The organism is Streptomyces sp. CA-251387 (assembly GCF_050936625.1).
GTDB lineage: Bacteria > Actinomycetota > Actinomycetes > Streptomycetales > Streptomycetaceae > Streptomyces.
In genome coordinates this window covers 6,755,183-6,773,881 of sequence record NZ_JBNJMJ010000001.1, presented here as the reverse complement: position 1 = coordinate 6,773,881, position 18,699 = coordinate 6,755,183, and the positions used below count along the sequence as shown (strand labels likewise).

Annotated in this window: 11 protein-coding genes; 2 read left to right on the top strand and 9 right to left on the bottom strand. The window is 71.0% G+C overall.

Features of this window, described 5'->3' with window-relative positions; genetic code table 11:
- Positions 1–11 precede the first annotated feature (11 nt).
- The 6 genes from ftsH to nsdA all read right to left on the bottom strand — a co-directional run bounded on the left by ftsH (position 12) and on the right by nsdA (position 9,673).
- Positions 12–1,949: an ATP-dependent zinc metalloprotease FtsH gene (ftsH, locus tag ACQEV2_RS30450; RefSeq protein WP_433048419.1), complete on the bottom strand. Its 1,938-nt coding sequence runs from the start codon at positions 1,947–1,949 to the stop codon at positions 12–14.
- Positions 1,950–2,059: 110 nt separating this feature from the next.
- Positions 2,060–3,613, bottom strand: coding sequence for a signal recognition particle protein (gene ffh, locus ACQEV2_RS30445; RefSeq protein ID WP_433048416.1), 1,554 nt, complete (start codon positions 3,611–3,613; stop codon positions 2,060–2,062).
- 84 nt (positions 3,614–3,697) lie between these two features.
- Entirely contained in the window at positions 3,698–6,145 is a 2,448-nt protein-coding gene (locus ACQEV2_RS30440; RefSeq protein WP_433048413.1) for a [protein-PII] uridylyltransferase, read from the bottom strand.
- Positions 6,146–6,168: 23 nt separating this feature from the next.
- Positions 6,169–6,507 carry a P-II family nitrogen regulator gene (locus tag ACQEV2_RS30435; protein ID WP_003997576.1) on the bottom strand — a complete coding sequence of 113 codons (339 nt, stop codon included), beginning with the start codon at positions 6,505–6,507 and terminating at the stop codon, positions 6,169–6,171.
- Positions 6,504–7,847 (bottom strand): ammonium transporter, encoded by a 1,344-nt coding sequence (locus ACQEV2_RS30430; RefSeq protein WP_433048410.1) that lies wholly within the window; start codon positions 7,845–7,847, stop codon positions 6,504–6,506. The genes ACQEV2_RS30435 and ACQEV2_RS30430 overlap by 4 nt, the downstream gene beginning before the upstream one ends.
- 332 nt (positions 7,848–8,179) lie before the next feature.
- Entirely contained in the window at positions 8,180–9,673 is a 1,494-nt protein-coding gene (nsdA, locus tag ACQEV2_RS30425; RefSeq protein WP_433048407.1) for a transcriptional repressor NsdA, read from the bottom strand.
- A 456-nt stretch (positions 9,674–10,129) separates the two neighbouring features.
- Between nsdA and ACQEV2_RS30420 the strand changes: the two genes are divergently transcribed.
- A complete protein-coding gene (locus ACQEV2_RS30420; protein ID WP_433048404.1) occupies positions 10,130–10,786 on the top strand; it encodes a bifunctional DNA primase/polymerase in 657 nt (218 codons plus the stop codon).
- Positions 10,787–10,994: 208 nt separating this feature from the next.
- Here ACQEV2_RS30420 and ftsY read toward each other — a convergent pair whose 3' ends face one another.
- Positions 10,995–12,206 carry a signal recognition particle-docking protein FtsY gene (gene ftsY, locus ACQEV2_RS30415; RefSeq protein ID WP_433048401.1) on the bottom strand — a complete coding sequence of 404 codons (1,212 nt, stop codon included), beginning with the start codon at positions 12,204–12,206 and terminating at the stop codon, positions 10,995–10,997.
- Between the two features lie 105 nt (positions 12,207–12,311).
- Here ftsY and ACQEV2_RS30410 point away from each other — a divergent pair, with 105 nt between their 5' ends.
- On the top strand, positions 12,312–13,283 hold the full coding sequence (locus ACQEV2_RS30410; RefSeq protein WP_433048398.1) for an LLM class flavin-dependent oxidoreductase: 972 nt from the start codon (positions 12,312–12,314) through the stop codon (positions 13,281–13,283).
- A 117-nt stretch (positions 13,284–13,400) separates the two neighbouring features.
- On the opposite strand, the gene ACQEV2_RS30405 is transcribed toward ACQEV2_RS30410, so the two are convergent.
- Both ACQEV2_RS30405 and smc read right to left on the bottom strand, forming a co-directional pair.
- Complete coding sequence (locus ACQEV2_RS30405; RefSeq protein WP_433048395.1) at positions 13,401–14,816, bottom strand: sugar porter family MFS transporter; 1,416 nt, start codon at positions 14,814–14,816, stop codon at positions 13,401–13,403.
- Between the two features lie 214 nt (positions 14,817–15,030).
- Positions 15,031–18,663, bottom strand: coding sequence for a chromosome segregation protein SMC (gene smc, locus ACQEV2_RS30400; RefSeq protein WP_433048392.1), 3,633 nt, complete (start codon positions 18,661–18,663; stop codon positions 15,031–15,033).
- Between the last annotated feature and the right edge of the window lie 36 nt (positions 18,664–18,699).

The following is an 18,699-nucleotide window of genomic DNA, read 5'->3' as shown; positions in this document are numbered from 1 at the left end:
GGGGACGTCGCCTACGGGGCCGCGTCCTTCGTCAGCCGAGTGATCCCCGCGATCCGGTACGCGTCGGCCTCCTCCAGCGTCTCGTTCTCCAGCAGCGCCTCGGCCAGGGCGTTCAACTGGCCTCGGTGGTCGGTGAGTTTGCGGCAGGCCTCCTCGTAGCACTCGTCGACGATCCGGCGCATCTCGGCGTCGATCACGTCGAGGGTCTGCGGGGCGGCCGCGAGCCCGTACGCCTGCTGGGAGTCGCTCGGCAGGGCGGACAGCCGGCCGACCCGCTCGCTCATGCCCCACCGGGCGACCATCCCGCGCGCGATGTTGCTGACCTGTTCGAGGTCGTTCTCGGCGCCCGTGGTGACGACCCCGTAGACCACCTGTTCTGCGGCCATGCCGCCCAGCGCGCCGATGATGCGGCCGCGCAAATAGCCCTCCGAGTGCGCGTACCGTTCCACCTCGGGGGTCGACATCGTCACGCCGAGCGCCCGGCCGCGCGGCACGATGGTGATCTTGCGTACCGGGTCGGCGCCCGGCTGCAGCATGCCGAGGAGGGCGTGCCCGCTCTCGTGGTACGCGGTGCGCCGGCGGTCCTCCTCGGGCATCACGAGGGTGCGCTCGGCGCCGAGCTGCACCTTCTCAAGGGCCTCGGACAGGTCCGAGTGCGTCACCTGCTCCTGCTTGCGCTTGACCGCGAGCAGAGCGGCCTCGTTGGCGAGGTTGGCCAGATCCGCACCCGTCATGCCCGGCGTCGTGCGCGCCAGCTGGGCGAGGTCCACGTCCGGGGCGAGCGGGATCCCGCGGGTGTGGATCCGAAGGATCGCCTCGCGTCCGCCGCGGTCCGGCGGGGCGACGTTGACCACCCGGTCGAAGCGGCCGGGCCGGGTCAGCGCCGGGTCCAGGATGTCGGCGCGGTTGGTCGCCGCGATGACGATCACGCCCTCCGAGCCGGAGAAGCCGTCCATCTCGGTGAGGATCTGGTTCAGCGTCTGCTCGCGCTCGTCGTGACCGCTCACCGAGGCGCCGCCGCCGCGCACCCGTCCGATGGTGTCGATCTCGTCGATGAAGATGATCGACGGCGCCACTTTGCGGGCCTCGGCGAACAGCTCACGCACGCGGGAGGCGCCGACACCGACGATCATCTCGATGAACTCGGAGGCGGAGGCGGAGAAGAACGGCACACCCGCTTCGCCCGCCACCGCACGCGCCAGCAGGGTCTTGCCGGTGCCGGGCGACCCCGCGAGCAGCACGCCACGCGGCATCTTCGCGCCCATCCTGCGGTAGGCGTCGGGGTGCTCCAGGAAGTCGACGACGTCGTCCAGTTCGCCCTTGACCTCGTCGATGCCGGCCACGTCGGCGAACGTCGTGCGCTCCTTGCCCGGCTGGAGCTCGACCGGCTTGGGCGGCGCCTTCCGGCCGAGCATGCCGCCCGCGCCGCCCAGGCCCGCGCCCATCCGCCGGGCGAAGAAGATCCAGACCGCGACCAGGAACGCGATCGGGATCAGGGAGAACAGGAGGTTGGACAGGACACCGCGCTCCCGTACGACCGGCTGCGCGGTTACCGTCACGTCGTTCCTGCTCAGTTCCTGCCAGAGGTCGTCGTCCGCGAAGGCGGGGCGCTGGGTCTTGAACCTGGTGTAGTCGCCGTCGCCCTCGGGGTTGTCCCGGGCGCTCTTGAGCTCGCCCTGGATCGCGTCGCCCTTGGAGTAGATCTTGTCGACATTGCCGGCGTCGACCTGCCGGCTGAACTCCGTGTAGGAGATCGTCGGCTCGTTGCCCCGGTCGAGGTACGTCAGTCCCACATAGGCGAGCAGGAACACGATCACCGCGGTGAGGAGCAGGCCCCACCATCGACCGCGGGACCGTCGATCACGCCGGCGCCCGGGCGGCTCCTCCGGCGTGCCCTCGGTGCGCCACGGCTGGTCAGGGGCCTTGCGTGGTGGCGCGGCATTGCTCATATCTGGACGTTACGGCAGATACCCGGCTACGGCACGCGCTGGGGGCGCCCCCCATCGAGAGGGGCGCCCCCAGTGACGTACGCGACGAGACGGCCGTAGGAAAGGAACCGTCAGCCCATGAACTTCTTGAACTCGTCCGGCAGCTCGAAGTCCTGCCCGGCCTGCTGGCCCGGCAGCCCGAGGGCGCCTCCGGCCTGAGCGGCGGCGGCGCGGCGGGCGGCCTCCTCCTGCTCCTGCTGCTTGCGCTTCATCGGGTTGCCGGAGCGCTGCTTGCCCTTGGCCTTCTTCGGCTGCTTCTTGGCGCGGCCGGGGCCGCCGCCCATGCCCGGGATCCCCGGCATGCCCGGCATGCCGCCGCCCTGGGCCATGCGGGACATCATCTTGCGGGCCTCGAAGAACCGCTCGACCAGGTTCTTGACCGCGCTGACCTCGACACCGGAACCGCGCGCGATACGGGCGCGCCGCGAGCCGTTGATGATCGTCGGGTCCTGGCGCTCGCCCGGCGTCATCGACTTGATGATCGCGGCCGTGCGGTCGACGTCACGCTCGTCGAGGTTGTTGATCTGGTCCTTGATCTGGCCCATGCCCGGGAGCATGCCGAGCAGCTTGGAGATGGAGCCCATCTTCCTGACCTGCTCCATCTGGGCCAGGAAGTCGTCGAGGGTGAAGTCTTGGCCCTTCTTGGAGGCCAGCTTCTCCGCCATCTTCTGGGCTTCGGCCTGGTCGAAGGTCTTCTCCGCCTGCTCGATCAGGGTGAGCAGGTCACCCAAGTCGAGGATGCGGGAGGCCATCCGGTCCGGGTGGAAGGCGTCGAAGTCGTCGAGCTTCTCGCCGTTCGACGCGAACATGATCGGCTTGCCGGTGATCTGCCGGATCGACAGGGCCGCACCACCGCGGGCGTCACCGTCGAGCTTGGAGAGCACCACGCCGTCGAAGCCGACGCCGTCGCGGAAGGCCTCGGCGGTGTTGACGGCGTCCTGACCGATCATCGCGTCGACGACGAACAGGATCTCGTCCGGGGAGACCGCGTCCCGGATGTCCGCGGCCTGCTGCATCATCTCCTGGTCGATGCCCAGGCGGCCGGCGGTGTCCACGATCACGATGTCGTGGACCTTGGCCTTCGCGTGCCCGATGGAGTCCTTGGCGACCTTGACCGGGTCACCGACGCCGTTGCCCGGCTCCGGCGCGTAGACCGCGACACCGGCCCGCTCGGCGACGACGCTGAGCTGGTTGACGGCGTTCGGGCGCTGGAGGTCGGCGGCGACGAGCAGCGGCGAGTGGCCCTGCTCCTTCAGCCAGCGGCCGAGCTTGCCCGCGAGGGTGGTCTTACCGGCACCCTGCAGACCCGCGAGCATGATCACGGTCGGCGGCTGCTTGGCGAAACGCAGGCGGCGGGTCTCGCCGCCGAGGATCGTGACGAGCTCGTCGTTGACGATCTTCAGGACCTGCTGGGCCGGGTTCAGCGCCCGGGACACCTCGGCGCCGAGGGCGCGCTCCTTGACGTTCTTGATGAACGTCCGGACGACGGGCAGCGCCACGTCCGCTTCGAGGAGGGCGATGCGGATCTCGCGCGCTGTGGCGTCGATGTCCGCCTCGGAGAGCCGTCCCTTGCCGCGCAGGTTCTTGAAAGTCGCTGAGAGGCGATCGGAAAGAGTATCGAACACGGCGCTCGCGGTCCTCGGGGTCGGTGGCTGCTGGCAATCGCCCTCCAGGGTATCCCGGCGGCGCAGGTTGCCGGGATCCCTGGTTCAGGCGCGCAATGTCTCTTCCAGCTTCCTGGCCACGGACGCCGCCTCCTCGCCGGGCAGCGGCGCTCCCTCGGGACCTGTGACATAGAACGCGTCGACGGCGTTGGCGCCCAGCGTGCTGACATGCGCACTGCGCATCCGCACGCCCGCGTCCTCCAGCGCCCGGCCGATCCGGAACAGCAGCCCCGGCGCATCCTGCGCGCGCACCTCGATCACCGTGGCCAGCCGTGAGGCGGCAGGGTGGACCGACACCCTCGGCGGCGGCGCCACGACGCCCCGGCGGCGCGGATACGCCGCGTCCCGCTCGGCCAGGCGCCCCGCGATGTCCAGGGAGCCGTCCAGGGCCCGTACGAGGTCGGCGCGCAGCCGGGTGGCCTGCGGCAGCGAGCCGTACTCCGCGGCGACCCGCCAGTTCAGCAGCAGGACGGAGCCGTCGACGCCGTCGGGCAGGTCCAGGGCGCTCAGTTCCGCGGTACGGACGGTCAGGCGGTGCATCGCCAGGACACCGGCCACCGCGGGCAGCACGCCCGGCTGGTCCGGTACGGCGATGAGGAGCTCCACGCCGAGCGGCTCGGGGTCGCCGGAGGGCTGCTCCTCCGTCGGCGGCTCGGTCTGCGCGCGCAGGGCCAGCACGGGGCTGCCCGTGGCGACCGCCTCGATGGCGAGCCGTTCCTGCTCGGCCGTGGGCGCGGCGGCCTCTGGCTCGTCCAGGTCGTCCCCGGCGAGCACGGCCGCGACCCGTTTCACCAGGTCGGCGACGAGCGAACCCCGCCACGACGACCAGGCCGCCGGACCGGTGGCCAGCGCGTCCGCCTCGGTCAGGGCGTGCAGCAGCTCCAGGGTGCCCTGCGAGCCGACCGCCTCGGCGACCGAGCGCACGGTGGCCGGGTCCTCCAGGTCACGCCGGGTGGCCGTCTCCACCAGCAGCAGGTGATGGCGTACGAGGGTGGAGAGCACCGTCACGTCGTCGCGGTCGAAGCCGATGCGCGCGGCCACGTCCTTGACGATGATCTCGCCGGCCACCGAGTGGTCGCCGGGCCAGCCCTTGCCGATGTCGTGCAGCAGCGCGGCGACCAGGAGCAGGTCGGGGCGGTGGACGCGGCGGGTGAACTCGGAGGCACGGACAGCCGTCTCGATGAGGTGCCGGTCGACGGTCCAGATGTGCACGGCGTTGCGCTGCGGACGGCAGCGCACCCGCTCCCAGTCGGGGAGGAAGCGGGTGATCAGCCCCTCGGCCTCCAGCGCCTCCCATACGTCGACCGTCGGCCGCCCGGAGCCCAGCAGGGTCACGAGCTGCTCGCGCGCCTCGGCGGGCCAGGGCGTGGGCAGAGGGCGCACGGTGGCCGCCATGCGCCGTACGGCGTGCAGGGAGAGCGGGAGTCCGGCCTGTGCGGCGGCGGCCGCGGCACGCAGAGGGAGCACGGGGTCGCGTTCGGGGCGCGCGGCGCGGGCGAGCACCACCTCGCCGTCCTGCTCCACCACGCCCTCGGCGAGAGGAGACCTTTCAGCTGTGGGCTTTCCGCCCCCCAGCATGGCGCGCAGCCGCGGCCGCACAGCGCGCGATCGCAGCACGCGCCCCACTTCACGCCACGTGACATCGCTGGCGTACGAGATGACGCGCGCCGCCTCGTACACCTGCCGCAGCAGTGTGTCGGCGTCGAGCAGCCCGAGGTCGGCCGCGACCTGGTCCTGCTCCTGCAGCGCCAGCCGGTCGGTGGCGCGCCCTGTGGTCAGGTGCAGCGCGTCGCGTACGTCGAGCAGCCGGCGCCGGGCGTCGGCGAGGCCCTCACGCGGGGCGTCGGCCAGCCAGGAGGCGGCGACGGCGCGCAGGATGGTGGCGTCCCGCAGACCGCCGCGCGCCTCCTTCAGATCGGGTTCCAGGAGGTACTGCAGCTCGCCCTGGCGCTCGGCGCGTTCGGCGGACAGCTCCTGGAGTTCGGGCAGGCGCTTGGGCGCCTGGTTGCGCCAGTCGGCCAGGACCGACGTCCGCAGTGCGGCCGTGAGGCCGAGGTCGCCCGCGATGTGCCGGGCGTCCAGCAGGCCGAGCTGGACCTTGAGGTCCTCGCCGGCCGTCTTGCGGGCCTCGGCGGGCGTGCGCACGGAGTGGTCGAGGGCGAGGCCGAGGTCCCACACGGGGTACCAGATGCGGTCGGCCAGGGCGGCCACCGCCTTGCTGTCGCCGCCGTCGTGCAGCAGGAGCAGGTCCAGATCGCTGCGCGGGGACAGCTCGCCACGGCCGTAGCCGCCGACGGCGACCAGGGAGACGCCGCGCATGCCCTCGGCACCGGCGGCGAACAGGCCGGTCAGCCAGTCGTCGGTCAGTTCCGCGAGGGCGGCACGGCGCGGCGGCCCGGACCGCGCCCCCTCGGTGAGGAGGCGCAGCCGGGCCGCCGCGTAGCCGCTGGGTCCCGAGTCCTCTGCTTCGTTGTGCACGTCCGTACTCGACACCCAGCAGCTCCTGTTCTTCTCTGTCAGAGCGCGTCGGGCCCGCGCTCGCCGGTCCGGACCCGTACGGCCGTCTCGACCGGCAGGGACCAGACCTTGCCGTCACCGATCTTGCCGGTGCGGGCGGCCTTGACGATGACGTCGATCAGCTGCTCGGCGTCGTCGTCCTCGGCCAGGACCTCGATACGGATCTTCGGGACCAGGTCGACGGTGTACTCGGCACCGCGGTAGACCTCGGTGTGGCCCCGCTGACGACCGTAGCCGCTCGCCTCGGTGACCGTCAGGCCGTGGACTCCGAAGGCCTGGAGGGCTTCCTTGATCTCGTCGAGCCGGTGAGGCTTGACGACTGCGGTGATGAGCTTCATGCGTCCACCTTCTTGCTCGCAGCGTCGGCGACCGGGGCCGGGGCGGCGGTCCGGGCGGCGGCACCGCCACCGGCGCCGCTGAAGTCGTATGCGGTCTCGGCGTGCTCGGCCTGGTCGATGCCGGCGACCTCCTCGTCCTCGGAGACCCGCATCCCGATCGTCTTGTCAAGGATGAAGGCGAGGAGCGCGGAGACGACCAGCGAGTAGGCCAGGACCGCGAAGACACCGGCGCACTGCTTCCAGAACTGGGTCAGGCCGCCGCCGTAGAAGAGGCCCGCGACATCGGACTGGCCCTTGCCGCTGGCGAAGAAGCCGATGAGCAGGGAGCCGACGACACCGCCGACCAGGTGGACGCCGACGACGTCGAGCGAGTCGTCGTAGCCGAGCTTGTACTTCAGGCCCACGGCCATGGCGCACAGCAGACCGGCGATGGCGCCGACGGCGATCGCGCCGACCGGGGAGACCGCACCACCGGCCGGGGTGATGGCGACCAGACCGGCGACCGCGCCCGAGGCGGCGCCCAGCGTGGTGAACGCGCCGTGGCGGATCTTCTCGTAGATGAGCCAGGCCAGCATGGCGGCGGCGGTGGCGATCTGCGTGTTGACGAACATCAGCGCGCCGACGCCGTCGTCGTTGCCGAGCCACGAACCGGCGTTGAAGCCGAACCAGCCGAACCACAGCAGACCGGCGCCGAGCATGACCAGCGGGAGGCTGTGCGGACGCATCGGGTCCTTCTTGAAGCCGACGCGCTTGCCGATGACCAGGATCACGCCGAGCGCCGCGGCGCCCGCGTTGATGTGGACCGCCGTACCACCGGCGAAGTCGATCACACCCAGCTCGAAGGCCCAGCCACCGGCACCCCAGACCCAGTGCGCGACCGGGAAGTAGACGACCGTGGCCCACAGGGCGACGAACAGCGCCCACGCGGAGAACTTCACGCGGTCCGCGAGAGCACCGCTTATCAGGGCGGGCGTGATGATCGCGAACATCAGCTGGAAGACCATGAACACGAAGATCGGGATGGTGTAGCCGTCCCACAGCTCCGTGAGGCCGATATTGCTGAGGCCGAGCCAGTCCGAGTTCCAGCCGATGATGCTGCCGGAGTCGGTGCCGAACGCCATGGAGAAGCCGTACAGCACCCACAGGATGGTGACGATCCCCAGGCTGATGAAGCTCATCATCAGCATGTTCAGGGTGCTCTTGACGCGGACCATGCCTCCGTAGAAGAAGGCCAGGCCCGGGGTCATGAGCATCACCAGGGCGGAACAGATGAGCATGAAACCTGTGTTGGCGGCGGACAGCTCGGGAGCGTCAGCCGCAAGCGTGATGGCTGGAGCCATCGGCGTCTCCTCGTCATTTGGTACGGCCCCGTGCGGGCGAAGCCTGAGCGGATTGAGGGGTGGGCCGGTTATGCGCCACGAGATTGGCGCAGCGCCGTTTCGGTGGAAGCCCCTCGTTGTTTCGCCGCCGTGACGAAGGCGCCCTGCGTGTTACGCGTTGATGAACTCCGAGATGTTGCGCTGCGCGATCGTTATCGTGGCGCAACCTTCGGTGAAGGAAAGAAACCGGCCGCGGTCGGCCTTCCGATGACTGGCATGGGGGAGCCGAGTCGGGCAGTTCGGGAGGGCCGGCCGCGGCCGGGGTTCTGGGGCTTTCCAGGATTCCGCCGGACTCAGACCGCCTCGACGGTCTCCGGCAGCTCCACCGCGAGCCGGTCGGTGAGGTCCACGACCTCGGCGAGATCTCCGAAGTCGCGTACGGCCGTGTCGACCGTCTTTCGAATACGAGTGTTGACGCGTTCGGAGCGCACCTTCTTGGCGACCTGCATGGCCTGCTCGGCGTAGACCGCGCTCTGCTCCGGCTCGCGCCGCAGCAGATGCACCGTGGCCATGCCGATGAGGTTCAGTGCGTACGACCGCTGGTGCTCGCCGTCCTTCGCGAACAGGTCCACGGCCTGCTGCATCACGGGTTCGGCCAGCGAGGCGTACGTCGGGCTGCGGCCGGCCACATAGGCGAGGTCGCGGTAGGAGTGGGAGTTCTCGCCGTAGAGCTCGGCCTCGGAGAAGAAGCGGATCCAGTCGGGGTCCGGCTCGTCCCACTCGTCGGCCTCGGCGAAGATGTCCTCCGCCATCCGGACGGCCCGCTTGCACTTGCCCGGCTGCCCCATGTTGGCGTACGCGCGGGCCTCCATCGCATACAGCATCGACTGGGTGCGCGGGCTCGCGCAGTCCCGGCTGCCGTACTGCGCGAGGTGGATCAGTTCCAGGGCGTCGTCGGGCCGGCCGAGGTGGATCATCTGGCGGCTCATGCTGGAGAGGATGTACGAGCCGAGCGGCCGGTCACCCGCCTCTTTGGCGGCGTGCAGGGCGAGGACGAAGTACTTCTGCGCGGTGGGCTGCAGCCCGACGTCGTAGGACATCCAGCCGGCCAGCTCCGCCAGCTCGGCGGCGACCTTGAACAGCTTCCTGGTGGTGGCCTCGGGCTGGGGTTCCTGGAGCAGGTCGGTCACCTCGTGCAGCTGGCCGACGACCGCCTTGCGGCGCAGGCCGCCGCCGCACTGGGCGTCCCACTGCCGGAACATCACGGTGGTGGACTCCAGGAGCTCCAGCTCGGGCTTGGACAGGCGGCCACGCGCGCGTGAGGACGGGATGGGCCGGGGCTCGTGGTGCGGGGCGGGCGGCGCGGGGACGAGCCAGCGCTGCATCGGTTCGATGAGGGCCGGGCCCGCGGACAGGGCCAGCGAGCTCCCGAGGAAGCCGCGCCGCGCCAGCATCAGGTCGCTGCGCGAGAACTCGCTGAGCAGGGCCACCGTCTGCGGGCCGGTCCAGGGCAGGTCGACACCCGACACGGAGGGTGACTGGCGCGCGGCGCGCAGGCCCAGGTCCTCGACGGAGACGACGCAGCCGAAGCGCTCGGAGAACAGCTCGGACAGGATCCGCGGGATCGGCTCGCGCGGGTTCTCGCCGTCCAGCCAGCGGCGTACGCGCGAGGTGTCGGTGGAGATGTGGTTGGCGCCCAACTGGCGGGCGCGGCGGTTCACTTGGCGGGCGAGCTCGCCCTTCGACCAGCCGCTGCGCACGAACCAGGAGGTGAGCAGCTCGTTCGGGCGCTTGTCAGCGTGCGATGCGCCACCAGCACTCGTACCGCTTCCGCTGTTGCCGCTCACTGGAACGCCCCCATCCCTTGGACCACTTTTCACCTAGTGCGCCAAGCCCTATCAGAATGCCGGTAAATACGGTCTCCCGTCCGGCGGTTCTCACCCTTCGAACGGAAAGCCGACTTGCCCCCGGCATACCCACGAGTGCATGTGCCCCAGGGGCCCGTGCACACACGGTAATCCTACGATCACGCCCCCAGCCATGGCGATCCCGGAAACGCCACCATTCGCCACCCCTTCGAATGAACCTACGGTGGCCTCCCCGCGATTCACTTGACATAGGACGGCCGTTAGTGGCGGAGCGAAGCACTCAGGGGCGCGCGTCGCCGAGTCCGCGACCCGGCGTGCTCCCGAGCGCCGCGTGGACCGAGCGGTGCCACGGGGTAACCGGCCGCCAGGAACACATAGGGTCACGACCCGCATCCGCGGCGTAACCACCGGCACGCTGGACCCGTTGGAGGGGGCATGGGCTTCACGATCGGCGGCATCCGGGAGATCCGATCCGCCTCGCGTCGACGCGGCCGCTCCTCGGAGTGCACCGCCGTCGCCGAGTACACCGGGTTGTGGGGCTGGGACGTGGTACCCGGCGCGCGGGCCGCGGCGGGCGCCTGTTCGTGCGGCCGTTCCGACTGCGACGCGCCCGGCGCACACCCCCTCGACTTCGCACCCGAGGTTCCGGCCGGAGCCACGCTCGACGAGGCCGGCAAGGCATGGGCGGAGGTCCCGGGCGCGGCGGTGATGCTGCCCGTCGGTCGCGCGTTCGACGTGATCGAGGTGGCCGAACCCGCCGGACGCCGCGCGCTGACCCGGCTCGAACGCATGGGCCTCCCCCTCGGCCCGGTCACCGCCACCCCCGAGGGCCGCGCCCACTTCTTCGTCGCCCCCGGCGCCGCCGCCGAGCTCCCCGAACTCCTCTACCGCATGGGCTGGGACGACCCGACCCACCTCGACCTGCGCGGCCTCGGCCCGGGTACGCACATCACGGCACCGCCGTCCTACCGGGGCGGGCTGGGTCCGGTGCGGTGGCTTCGGCCACCCCAGCTGGACACGGCGACGAGGCCACCGGCCGCGCGGCTGCTGCTGGGAACGCTGGCTTACGTGGCGCATCGGTCGCGGGCGTAGACCGTCCGGCGGCCTACAGCGGTGTGGCGAGGCCCTCTTTCTCCCACGCGGCGGGCGCAACCATCAATTGGGGAACCACGACGGCGAGCAACCACGTCCGCGAGAGCGGCGCCGGTTTAGGCACAAAAACAGCAGCGCCCGTCCCCCGACTGCGCCTTGGGGGGCGGGCGCTTCTTCGACCGACGTACCAGTTTTGGTAGGGCGGATCTCACTCCCCGATAAGGGCGTCAACGAACGCCTCCGGCTCGAACGGCGCCAGGTCGTCGGCCCCCTCGCCCAGCCCGACCAGCTTCACCGGCACGCCCAGCTCACGCTGCACCGCGACGACGATGCCGCCCTTGGCCGTGCCGTCCAGCTTGGTGAGCACGATGCCGGTGATGTCGACGACCTCGGCGAAGACGCGGGCCTGGACCAGGCCGTTCTGCCCCGTGGTCGCGTCCAGTACGAGCAGGATCTCGTCCAGCGGCGCGTGCTTCTCGACGACGCGCTTGACCTTGCCGAGCTCGTCCATGAGGCCGGTCTTGGTGTGCAGGCGCCCGGCGGTGTCGATCAGGACGACGTCGGAGCCCATCTCCTTGCCCTCCTTCACCGCGTCGAAGGCGACGGAGGCGGGGTCGCCGCCCTCCGGCCCGCGTACGGTGTAGGCGCCGACGCGCTCGCCCCAGGTCTGGAGCTGGTCGGCGGCGGCGGCACGGAAGGTGTCGGCGGCGCCCAGGACGACGCTGCGGCCGTCGGCCACGAGGACGCGGGCGAGCTTGCCGGTGGTGGTGGTCTTGCCGGTGCCGTTGACGCCGACGACCATCACGATGCCGGGCTTGCTGGTCTCCGGCTCGGTGCGGACCGTGCGGTCCATGTCCGTGCCGACCAGCTTGAGCAGCTCCTCGCGCAGCAGGCCGCGCAGCTCCTCGGGGGTGCGGGTGCCGAGGACCTTCACGCGCTCGCGCAGGCCCTCGACCAGCTCCTGGGTGGGGGCCACGCCGACGTCGGCGGTGAGGAGGGTGTCCTCGATCTCCTCCCAGGTGTCCTCGTCGAGGTGCTCGCGCGACAGGAGCGTCAGCAGCCCCTTGCCGAGGGCGTTCTGCGAGCGGGAGAGCCGGGCGCGCAGCCGGATCAGGCGGCCGGCCGTGGGCTCCGGGACCTCGATCTCGACGGGCGGGAGCTCTTCGACGACGGGCGGTTCCTCGACGGCGGTCGGTGCCCCGCCGCCCGGAAGATCCACCTCCTCTATGGTCCGGCGCGGTTCGTCGCGCGGCGTCTCGGCCTCGTCGCCGACGTGCGGCTCGGCCGGAGGGGCGGTGATGTCGGGGGCGGCGGGCGGCGGCGGGGGCAGCTGCTTCTTGCGGCGGGTGCCGACAATGAGCCCGCCGAGCGCGCCGAGCACGACCACGGCGATGACTACAGCAAGGATGACGATGTCCATAACGCGTCCAGTATCGGCCATGGAGTCCCGCGACACCCCTATGGATGTCTGACGCACCGTCAGCTAAGGTCCGCCTTCACACCCGCCCGGTGAAGGGGGACCCCCATGCCCGTCACGGTCGTACGCTTCAACCTCGTCGAGCCCGGCGCGACCCCCGCCTCGCTCGCCGCCCGCTATCAGGCGGCCCTGGAGATGGCCGGGTACGCCGACGAGCACGGCATCACCACCGTGCAGACCGAGGAGCACCACGGCGCCGACAACAACTGGCTCCCCTCCCCCTTCGCCTTCGCGGCCGCGGTCTTCGGTGCGACGCAGCGGATTGCCGTCACCGTCTCGGCGATCATCGGCCCGCTGCACGACCCGCTGCGGCTCGCCGAGGAGATCGCCGTACTGGATCTGCTGAGCGGCGGCCGGCTGGTGACGGTCGCCGGGATCGGGTACCGGCCCGAGGAGTACGCCCTGTTCGACGTGGACTGGAAGCGGCGCGGCAGGCTCCAGGACGAGTTGCTGGAGACGCTGCTGAAGGCCTGGACCGGCGAGCCCTTCGAGTACCGGGGCCGTACCGTACGGGTCACCCCGCGCCCGTACACCGACCCGCACCCCCTGCTCCTGGTCGGCGGCTCCTCGAAGGCGGCCGCCCGCCGGGCCGCCCGGCTCGGCCTGCCGTTCTTCCCCAGCGCGCATCTGCCGGAGCTGGAGGCGTACTACAAGGAGCGGCTGGTCGAGTACGGCACCGAGGGCTGGACCATGATGCCGGCCGCCGAGACGCCGCTGCTGCACGTGGCGGAGGACCCCGACCGGGCCTGGGCCGAGTACGGCGGTCACTTCCTGCACGAGGCGCGGACGTACGCCTCCTGGCAGTCCGGTGACATCCGCTCGGCGGTGAAGTCGGCGGCCACGACGGTGGAGGAGCTGCGCGCCGAGGGCGTGTACCGGATCGTGACACCTGAGGAGTGTGTGGCGCTGGGCCACGACAACTACGTACTGCACCCGTTGTCCGGCGGGATGCCGGTGGAGGAGGGGTGGCGGAGCCTCAAGCTGTTCTGCGAGCGGGTGCTGCCCGGGCTCGGTGACTGATCGCTCGTACACGAAACCGCCGCCCCGGCTCGGGCAGTGGCCGAGCCGGGGCGGCGGCGGGGTTACGGGGAGAGGGGCAGCGGGGACTTGGCCCTTCTCCCCGAGCTCGGGGGCCGGTCAGCCCATCTCCTCCAGCTTCTTGCCCTTGGTCTCGGGCACGAACTTGAGGATGAAGGGGATGGAGAGGAAGGCGAACACCGCGTACATGACGTACGTCAGGGACAGGTTCCAGTCCGACAGGTCCGGGAAGGTGATCGTGATCGCCCAGTTGGCGATCCACTGGGCCGAGGCGGCCACGCCCAGCGCGGCGGCGCGGATCTTGTTCGGGAAGACCTCGCCGAGCATGACCCAGACGACCACGCCCCAGGACAGGGCGAAGAAGAGAACGAACGCGTTGGCGGCGATCAGCGCCACGTAGCCCTGCGCGGTCGGCAGCGGGTCGTTGCCGTTCTGGAAGGAGAAGGCCCAGGCGGCGGCCGCGAGCGAGAGGCCCATGCCGATGGAGCCGATGAGGGCGAGCGGCTTGCGGCCGATGCGGTCGACGAAGATCATCGCGATCACGGTGCCGATGATGTTGATGATCGAGGTCTCGAACGAGTAGAAGAACGAGCTCGACGGGTCGACGCCCACGGACTGCCACAGCAGGTTCGAGTAGTAGAAGATGACGTTGATGCCGACCAGCTGCTGGAAGACGGAGAGGCCGATACCGATCCACACGATCGGCAGCAGACCGAACCGGCCGCCCAGCAGGTCCTTGAACGTGGACTTGTGGTCGCTGCGCATGGCCTGGTCGATCTCGGCGACCCGGGCGTCCAGGTCGATGTTGCCCTCGACGTCGGCGAGGACCTTCTTCGCGTCGTCGATGCGGCCGACGCTGATCAGGTAGCGCGGGGACTCGGGGATGGCGAAGGACAGCAGGCCGTAGATGACGGCGGGCACGAACATCACGCCGAGCATCCACTGCCAGGCCTCCAGGCCCGCGACCGTGCCGCGCTCCTCGCCGTCGGCCATGTTCAGGATGGCCCAGTTGACCAGCTGCGACACGGCGATGCCGATGACGATGGCGGCCTGCTGGAACGAGGCGAGACGGCCGCGGTACGCGGGCGGGGCGACCTCGGCGATGTAGGCCGGGCCAATGACGGACGCCATGCCGATGGCGATGCCGCCGAGGACACGCCAGGCGGCGAGGTCCCACGCTGCGAACGGGAGACCGGAGCCGACGGCGCTCAGAGCGAACAGCACCGCCGCGATCTGCATGACGCGGATGCGGCCGATGCGGTCGGCTATGCGGCCGGCGACCGCGGCACCCACGGCGCTGCCGAGCAGGGCGCTGGCGGCGACGGTACCGGTGACGCCGGAGCTGAGGTCGAACCGGGCCTGGATGCCGCCGTTGGCTCCGTTGATCACGGAGCTGTCGTAGCCGAAGAGGAAGCCGCCCATGGCGGCCGCCGCGGTGATGAAGACGACGTGCCCGAGATGTTCGGGGTGAGCCGTCCTGGCTCCTGACGTGGGTGCCTGCGCTGTGCTGGTCACGTGTACTCCTCGGGCACCGGCAACGCTGCCGGGTGGGGGTCAGCCGCTCCAAGTAGTGATACCTGAAGGTAAAAGCAACGTTGCAGAGACTATGCCTTCAAGTTTCGAAGTCAATAGTCGGGGAGCTGTGACTTTCGAGACGGGAGGAGGTGAGTCGTGTTCACTACTTGAAATAAAAGGTGACTCCGTGGAGTGATCGGCCCGGCGACCGGCGTCAACGCAGCCGCTGGCTGATGACCTTCGACACGCCGTCACCCTGCATGGAGACGCCGTACAGCGCGTCGGCGACCTCCATCGTGCGCTTCTGGTGGGTGATGACGATCAGCTGCGACGCCTCCTGCAGCTCCTGCATGATGCGGATGAGCCGCTGCAGGTTGGTGTCGTCGAGGGCGGCCTCGACCTCGTCCATCACATAGAACGGGCTGGGCCGGGCCTTGAAGATCGACACCAGCATGGCGACGGCGGTCAGCGAGCGCTCGCCACCGGACAGCAGGCTGAGCCGCTTGACCTTCTTGCCGGGCGGGCGGGCCTCGACGTCGACACCCGTGGTGAGCATGTTGTCGGGATCGGTCAGGATCAGCCGCCCCTCACCCCCCGGGAACAGCCGGCTGAACACGCCTTCGAACTCCCGGGCTGTGTCCCGGTAGGCCTCCGTGAAGACCTGCTCGACGCGCTCGTCGACCTCCTTGACGACCTGGAGCAGGTCGGCGCGGGTCTTCTTCAGGTCCTCCAGCTGCTCGCTGAGGAACTTGTGCCGTTCCTCCAGCGCGGCGAACTCCTCCAGCGCGAGCGGATTGACCTTGCCCAGCTGCTGGTAGGCCCGCTCGGCCGCCTTGAGCCGCTTCTCCTGCTCGGCCCGGACGAAGGGCTTGGGCTGGTTGCGGGGGTGCTCGGGGTCGTCCGGAAGCTGCTCGCCCTCGGCGGCCAGGGAGGGCGGTACGAGCTGGTGGGGGCCGTACTCGGAGACGAGCCCGGCGGGCTCCACGCCCAGCTCCTCCAGCGCCTTGGTCTCCAGCTGCTCGATCCGCAGCCGCTTCTCGGCGCCGAGGACCTCGCCACGGTGCACGGAGTCGGTGAGCTTGTCGAGCTCTGCCTTGAGGTCGCGGCCCTGGTTCCGGGCGACGGTGAGTTCCTGCTCGCGGCGGGCCTTGGCGGCCTCGGCGGCGGTGCGCTCCTCGTCGGCGCGGGCGAGGGAGACCTCGACGTGCGCGAGGAGCTGGCGTGCACCGGAGGCCACGGCTTCCGCGACGGCCGCCTCGTGCCGCAGCCGCGCCCGCCGCTGCTCGGCACGCGCGCGTGCGTCTCGCTCCGCTCGGGCGGCGCGGTCGAGGGAGTCGGCGCGGCCGGCGAGTCCCTTGACGCGTTCTTCGTGCGTACGGACCTGGAGGCGGGCCTCCATCTCGGTCTGGCGGGCGTTGGCCCCGTCGGCCGCGAGACGGTCCCGTACCGACGTGTCCGGCTCCTCCTCGATCGGCATCTCCTCGGCCACGGCGAGCCGCTCTGCCAGCTCCTCGACCTCCTGGAGGGCCTTGTCCAGCGCCTCCTGCGCGCGTGCGGCGGCGGCGACGGAGCGCTCCGCTTCACCCGCCGCGCCCCTTGCCTGGCCTGCGAGCCGCCCGAGCTGCTGGGCCACGGCGGACTTCTCCCGGTCGGCGGAGCGGCGACGCTCCCCCAGCTCCTCGACCAGCGCGGCAGATGCCTTGCGGCGCTCGGCAGCCGCGTGCTGGGCCTCGGTGAGTTCTTCGCAGCGGACGGCCAGCTCTTCCAGCTCGGCGGCGGCCTCGTCCACGGAGGCCTGTACTTCGAGGAGGCTGGGGGCGCCTGCGGAGCCGCCGTGGGCGAAGTGGGCGCCGAGGAGGTCACCTTCGGCGGTCACGGCGGTGAGGTCGGGGTGGGCGTAGACGAGGTCCTCGGCGTCTTCGAGAGTGCCTACGACGACGATGCCGTGGAGGAGGCGGCGAACGGCAGGCATGAGGTCGGAGGGGCCGCGAACCAAGTCGGCTGCGAGGCGCCCACTGGGGGGTGCCGCGCCAGCCAGTCGGGCGTCTGCGTGTTCGTCGTGGCTGGTCGCGCCCACGCGGCGGCAGCCGCACGTCAGACACAGCCCCGCGCCGCTTGGGGACGTGTCCTCGCCGGCGAGGAGCAGTGCCGCTCGGCCGGCGTCCTGCTTGCGCAGCAGCCTGATCGCGTCCGCCGCGGCGGACGGCGACGTCACCGCGATCGCGTCCGCCGCCGCACCGAAGGCGGCAGCCAGCGGAACCTCGTAGCCCGGAGTGACGGTCAGCAGCTCCGCCGCCGGACCCAGCAGCCCCGTGAGGCGGTCCTTCGCACCGAGCAGCGCCCCGGTGCCGTCCTTGCGGCGCAGGCCCAGCGCCAGCGTCTCGTGGCGGGCCTGGGTCGCGGCGCGTTTGCGTTCCGCCGCGGTGGCCGCCTCACGGGCAGCCGTCAGCGCGGCCTCCGCCTCGGACAGCGCGGCCTTCGCCGCCTCGTGCTGCTCGGCCAGTTCCGCGTCACCGGCGTCCAGGCCGTCCACCTCGGCCTTCAGGGCCTCGTACTCCTCCTGCGCGGCGAAGGCCCGCTCCTGGGCCTCGTCCCGCGCGGCGGCCAGGCGCTCTATCTCGGACTGGGCGGCAGCCGCACGCGAGCGGGCCGCGTTGACCTGGCCGTTCAGCCGGGCGAGCCCCTCGCGGCGGTCGGCGATGGCACGGGCCACGTCCTTCAGGCGGCGCTCCTCCTGGGCGAGCTCCCGCTCCAGTTCGGCACGGTGGGCGACCGTGTCCTCAAGAGCCCGCTCGGCCGCTTCCAGGGCCGCTTCCAGCTCGGCCTCCTGCTCGCGGATCCGGGCGGCCTCGCGCTCCATGTCCTCGGGGTCGCGGCCCCGGCGCTCCTCGGGCGGCGCGGAGGTCGCACTCTTCACGCGTGCGTCGGCCAGCGAGATCGTGCCGCGCACCCGCTCGGCGAGCTGGGACAGCTCGTACCAGGTCTGCTGGGCGCGCTGGAGGCGCGGCGTGAGCTGCCGTACCTCGTCCTCCAGGAGCGCCTCGCGCTGCAGGGCCTTCTTCAGCTCCTGCTCGGCGGCTTCCTTGCGTTCCTTCAGCGCGGCCTCGTCGGCGATCTCGGCCTGGAGCGCCTCCCGGAGCCGTACGAGATCGTCGGCGAGGAGGCGCAGCCGGGCGTCGCGCAGGTCGGCCTGGATGACGGCGGCCCTGCGCGCCACGGCCGCCTGGCGGCCCAGCGGCTTCAGCTGTCTGCGCAGTTCGTCCGTCAGGTCTTGCACGCGCGCGAGGTTGGCCTGCATCGCGTCCAGTTTGCGGAGGGCCTTCTCCTTGCGCTTGCGGTGCTTGAGGACGCCCGCGGCCTCCTCGATGAAGGCGCGGCGGCCCATGGGGTCGGCGTGCAGGACGGAGTCGAGCTGGCCCTGGCCGACGATGACGTGCATCTCGCGGCCGATGCCGGAGTCGGACAGGAGCTCCTGGATGTCGAGCAGGCGGCAGGTGTCGCCGTTGATCTGGTACTCGCTGCCGCCGTTGCGGAACATGATCCGCGTGATGGTGACCTCGGAGTACTCGATGGGCAGCGCGCCATCGGAGTTGTCGATGGTCAGCGACACCTCGGCGCGGCCCAGCGGCGGGCGGCCGGTGGTGCCGGCGAAGATGACGTCCTCCATCTTGCCGCCGCGCAGCGACTTCGCGCCCTGCTCACCCATGACCCAGCTGAGCGCGTCCACGACATTGGACTTGCCCGAGCCGTTCGGGCCGACGACACACGTGATCCCCGGCTCGAACCGGAGCGTGGTCGCCGAGGCGAACGACTTGAACCCTCGGAGGGTCAGGGCCTTGAGGTGCACGCCGCTGGACTCTACCTTCCGGGGGTGTCTCGCTCC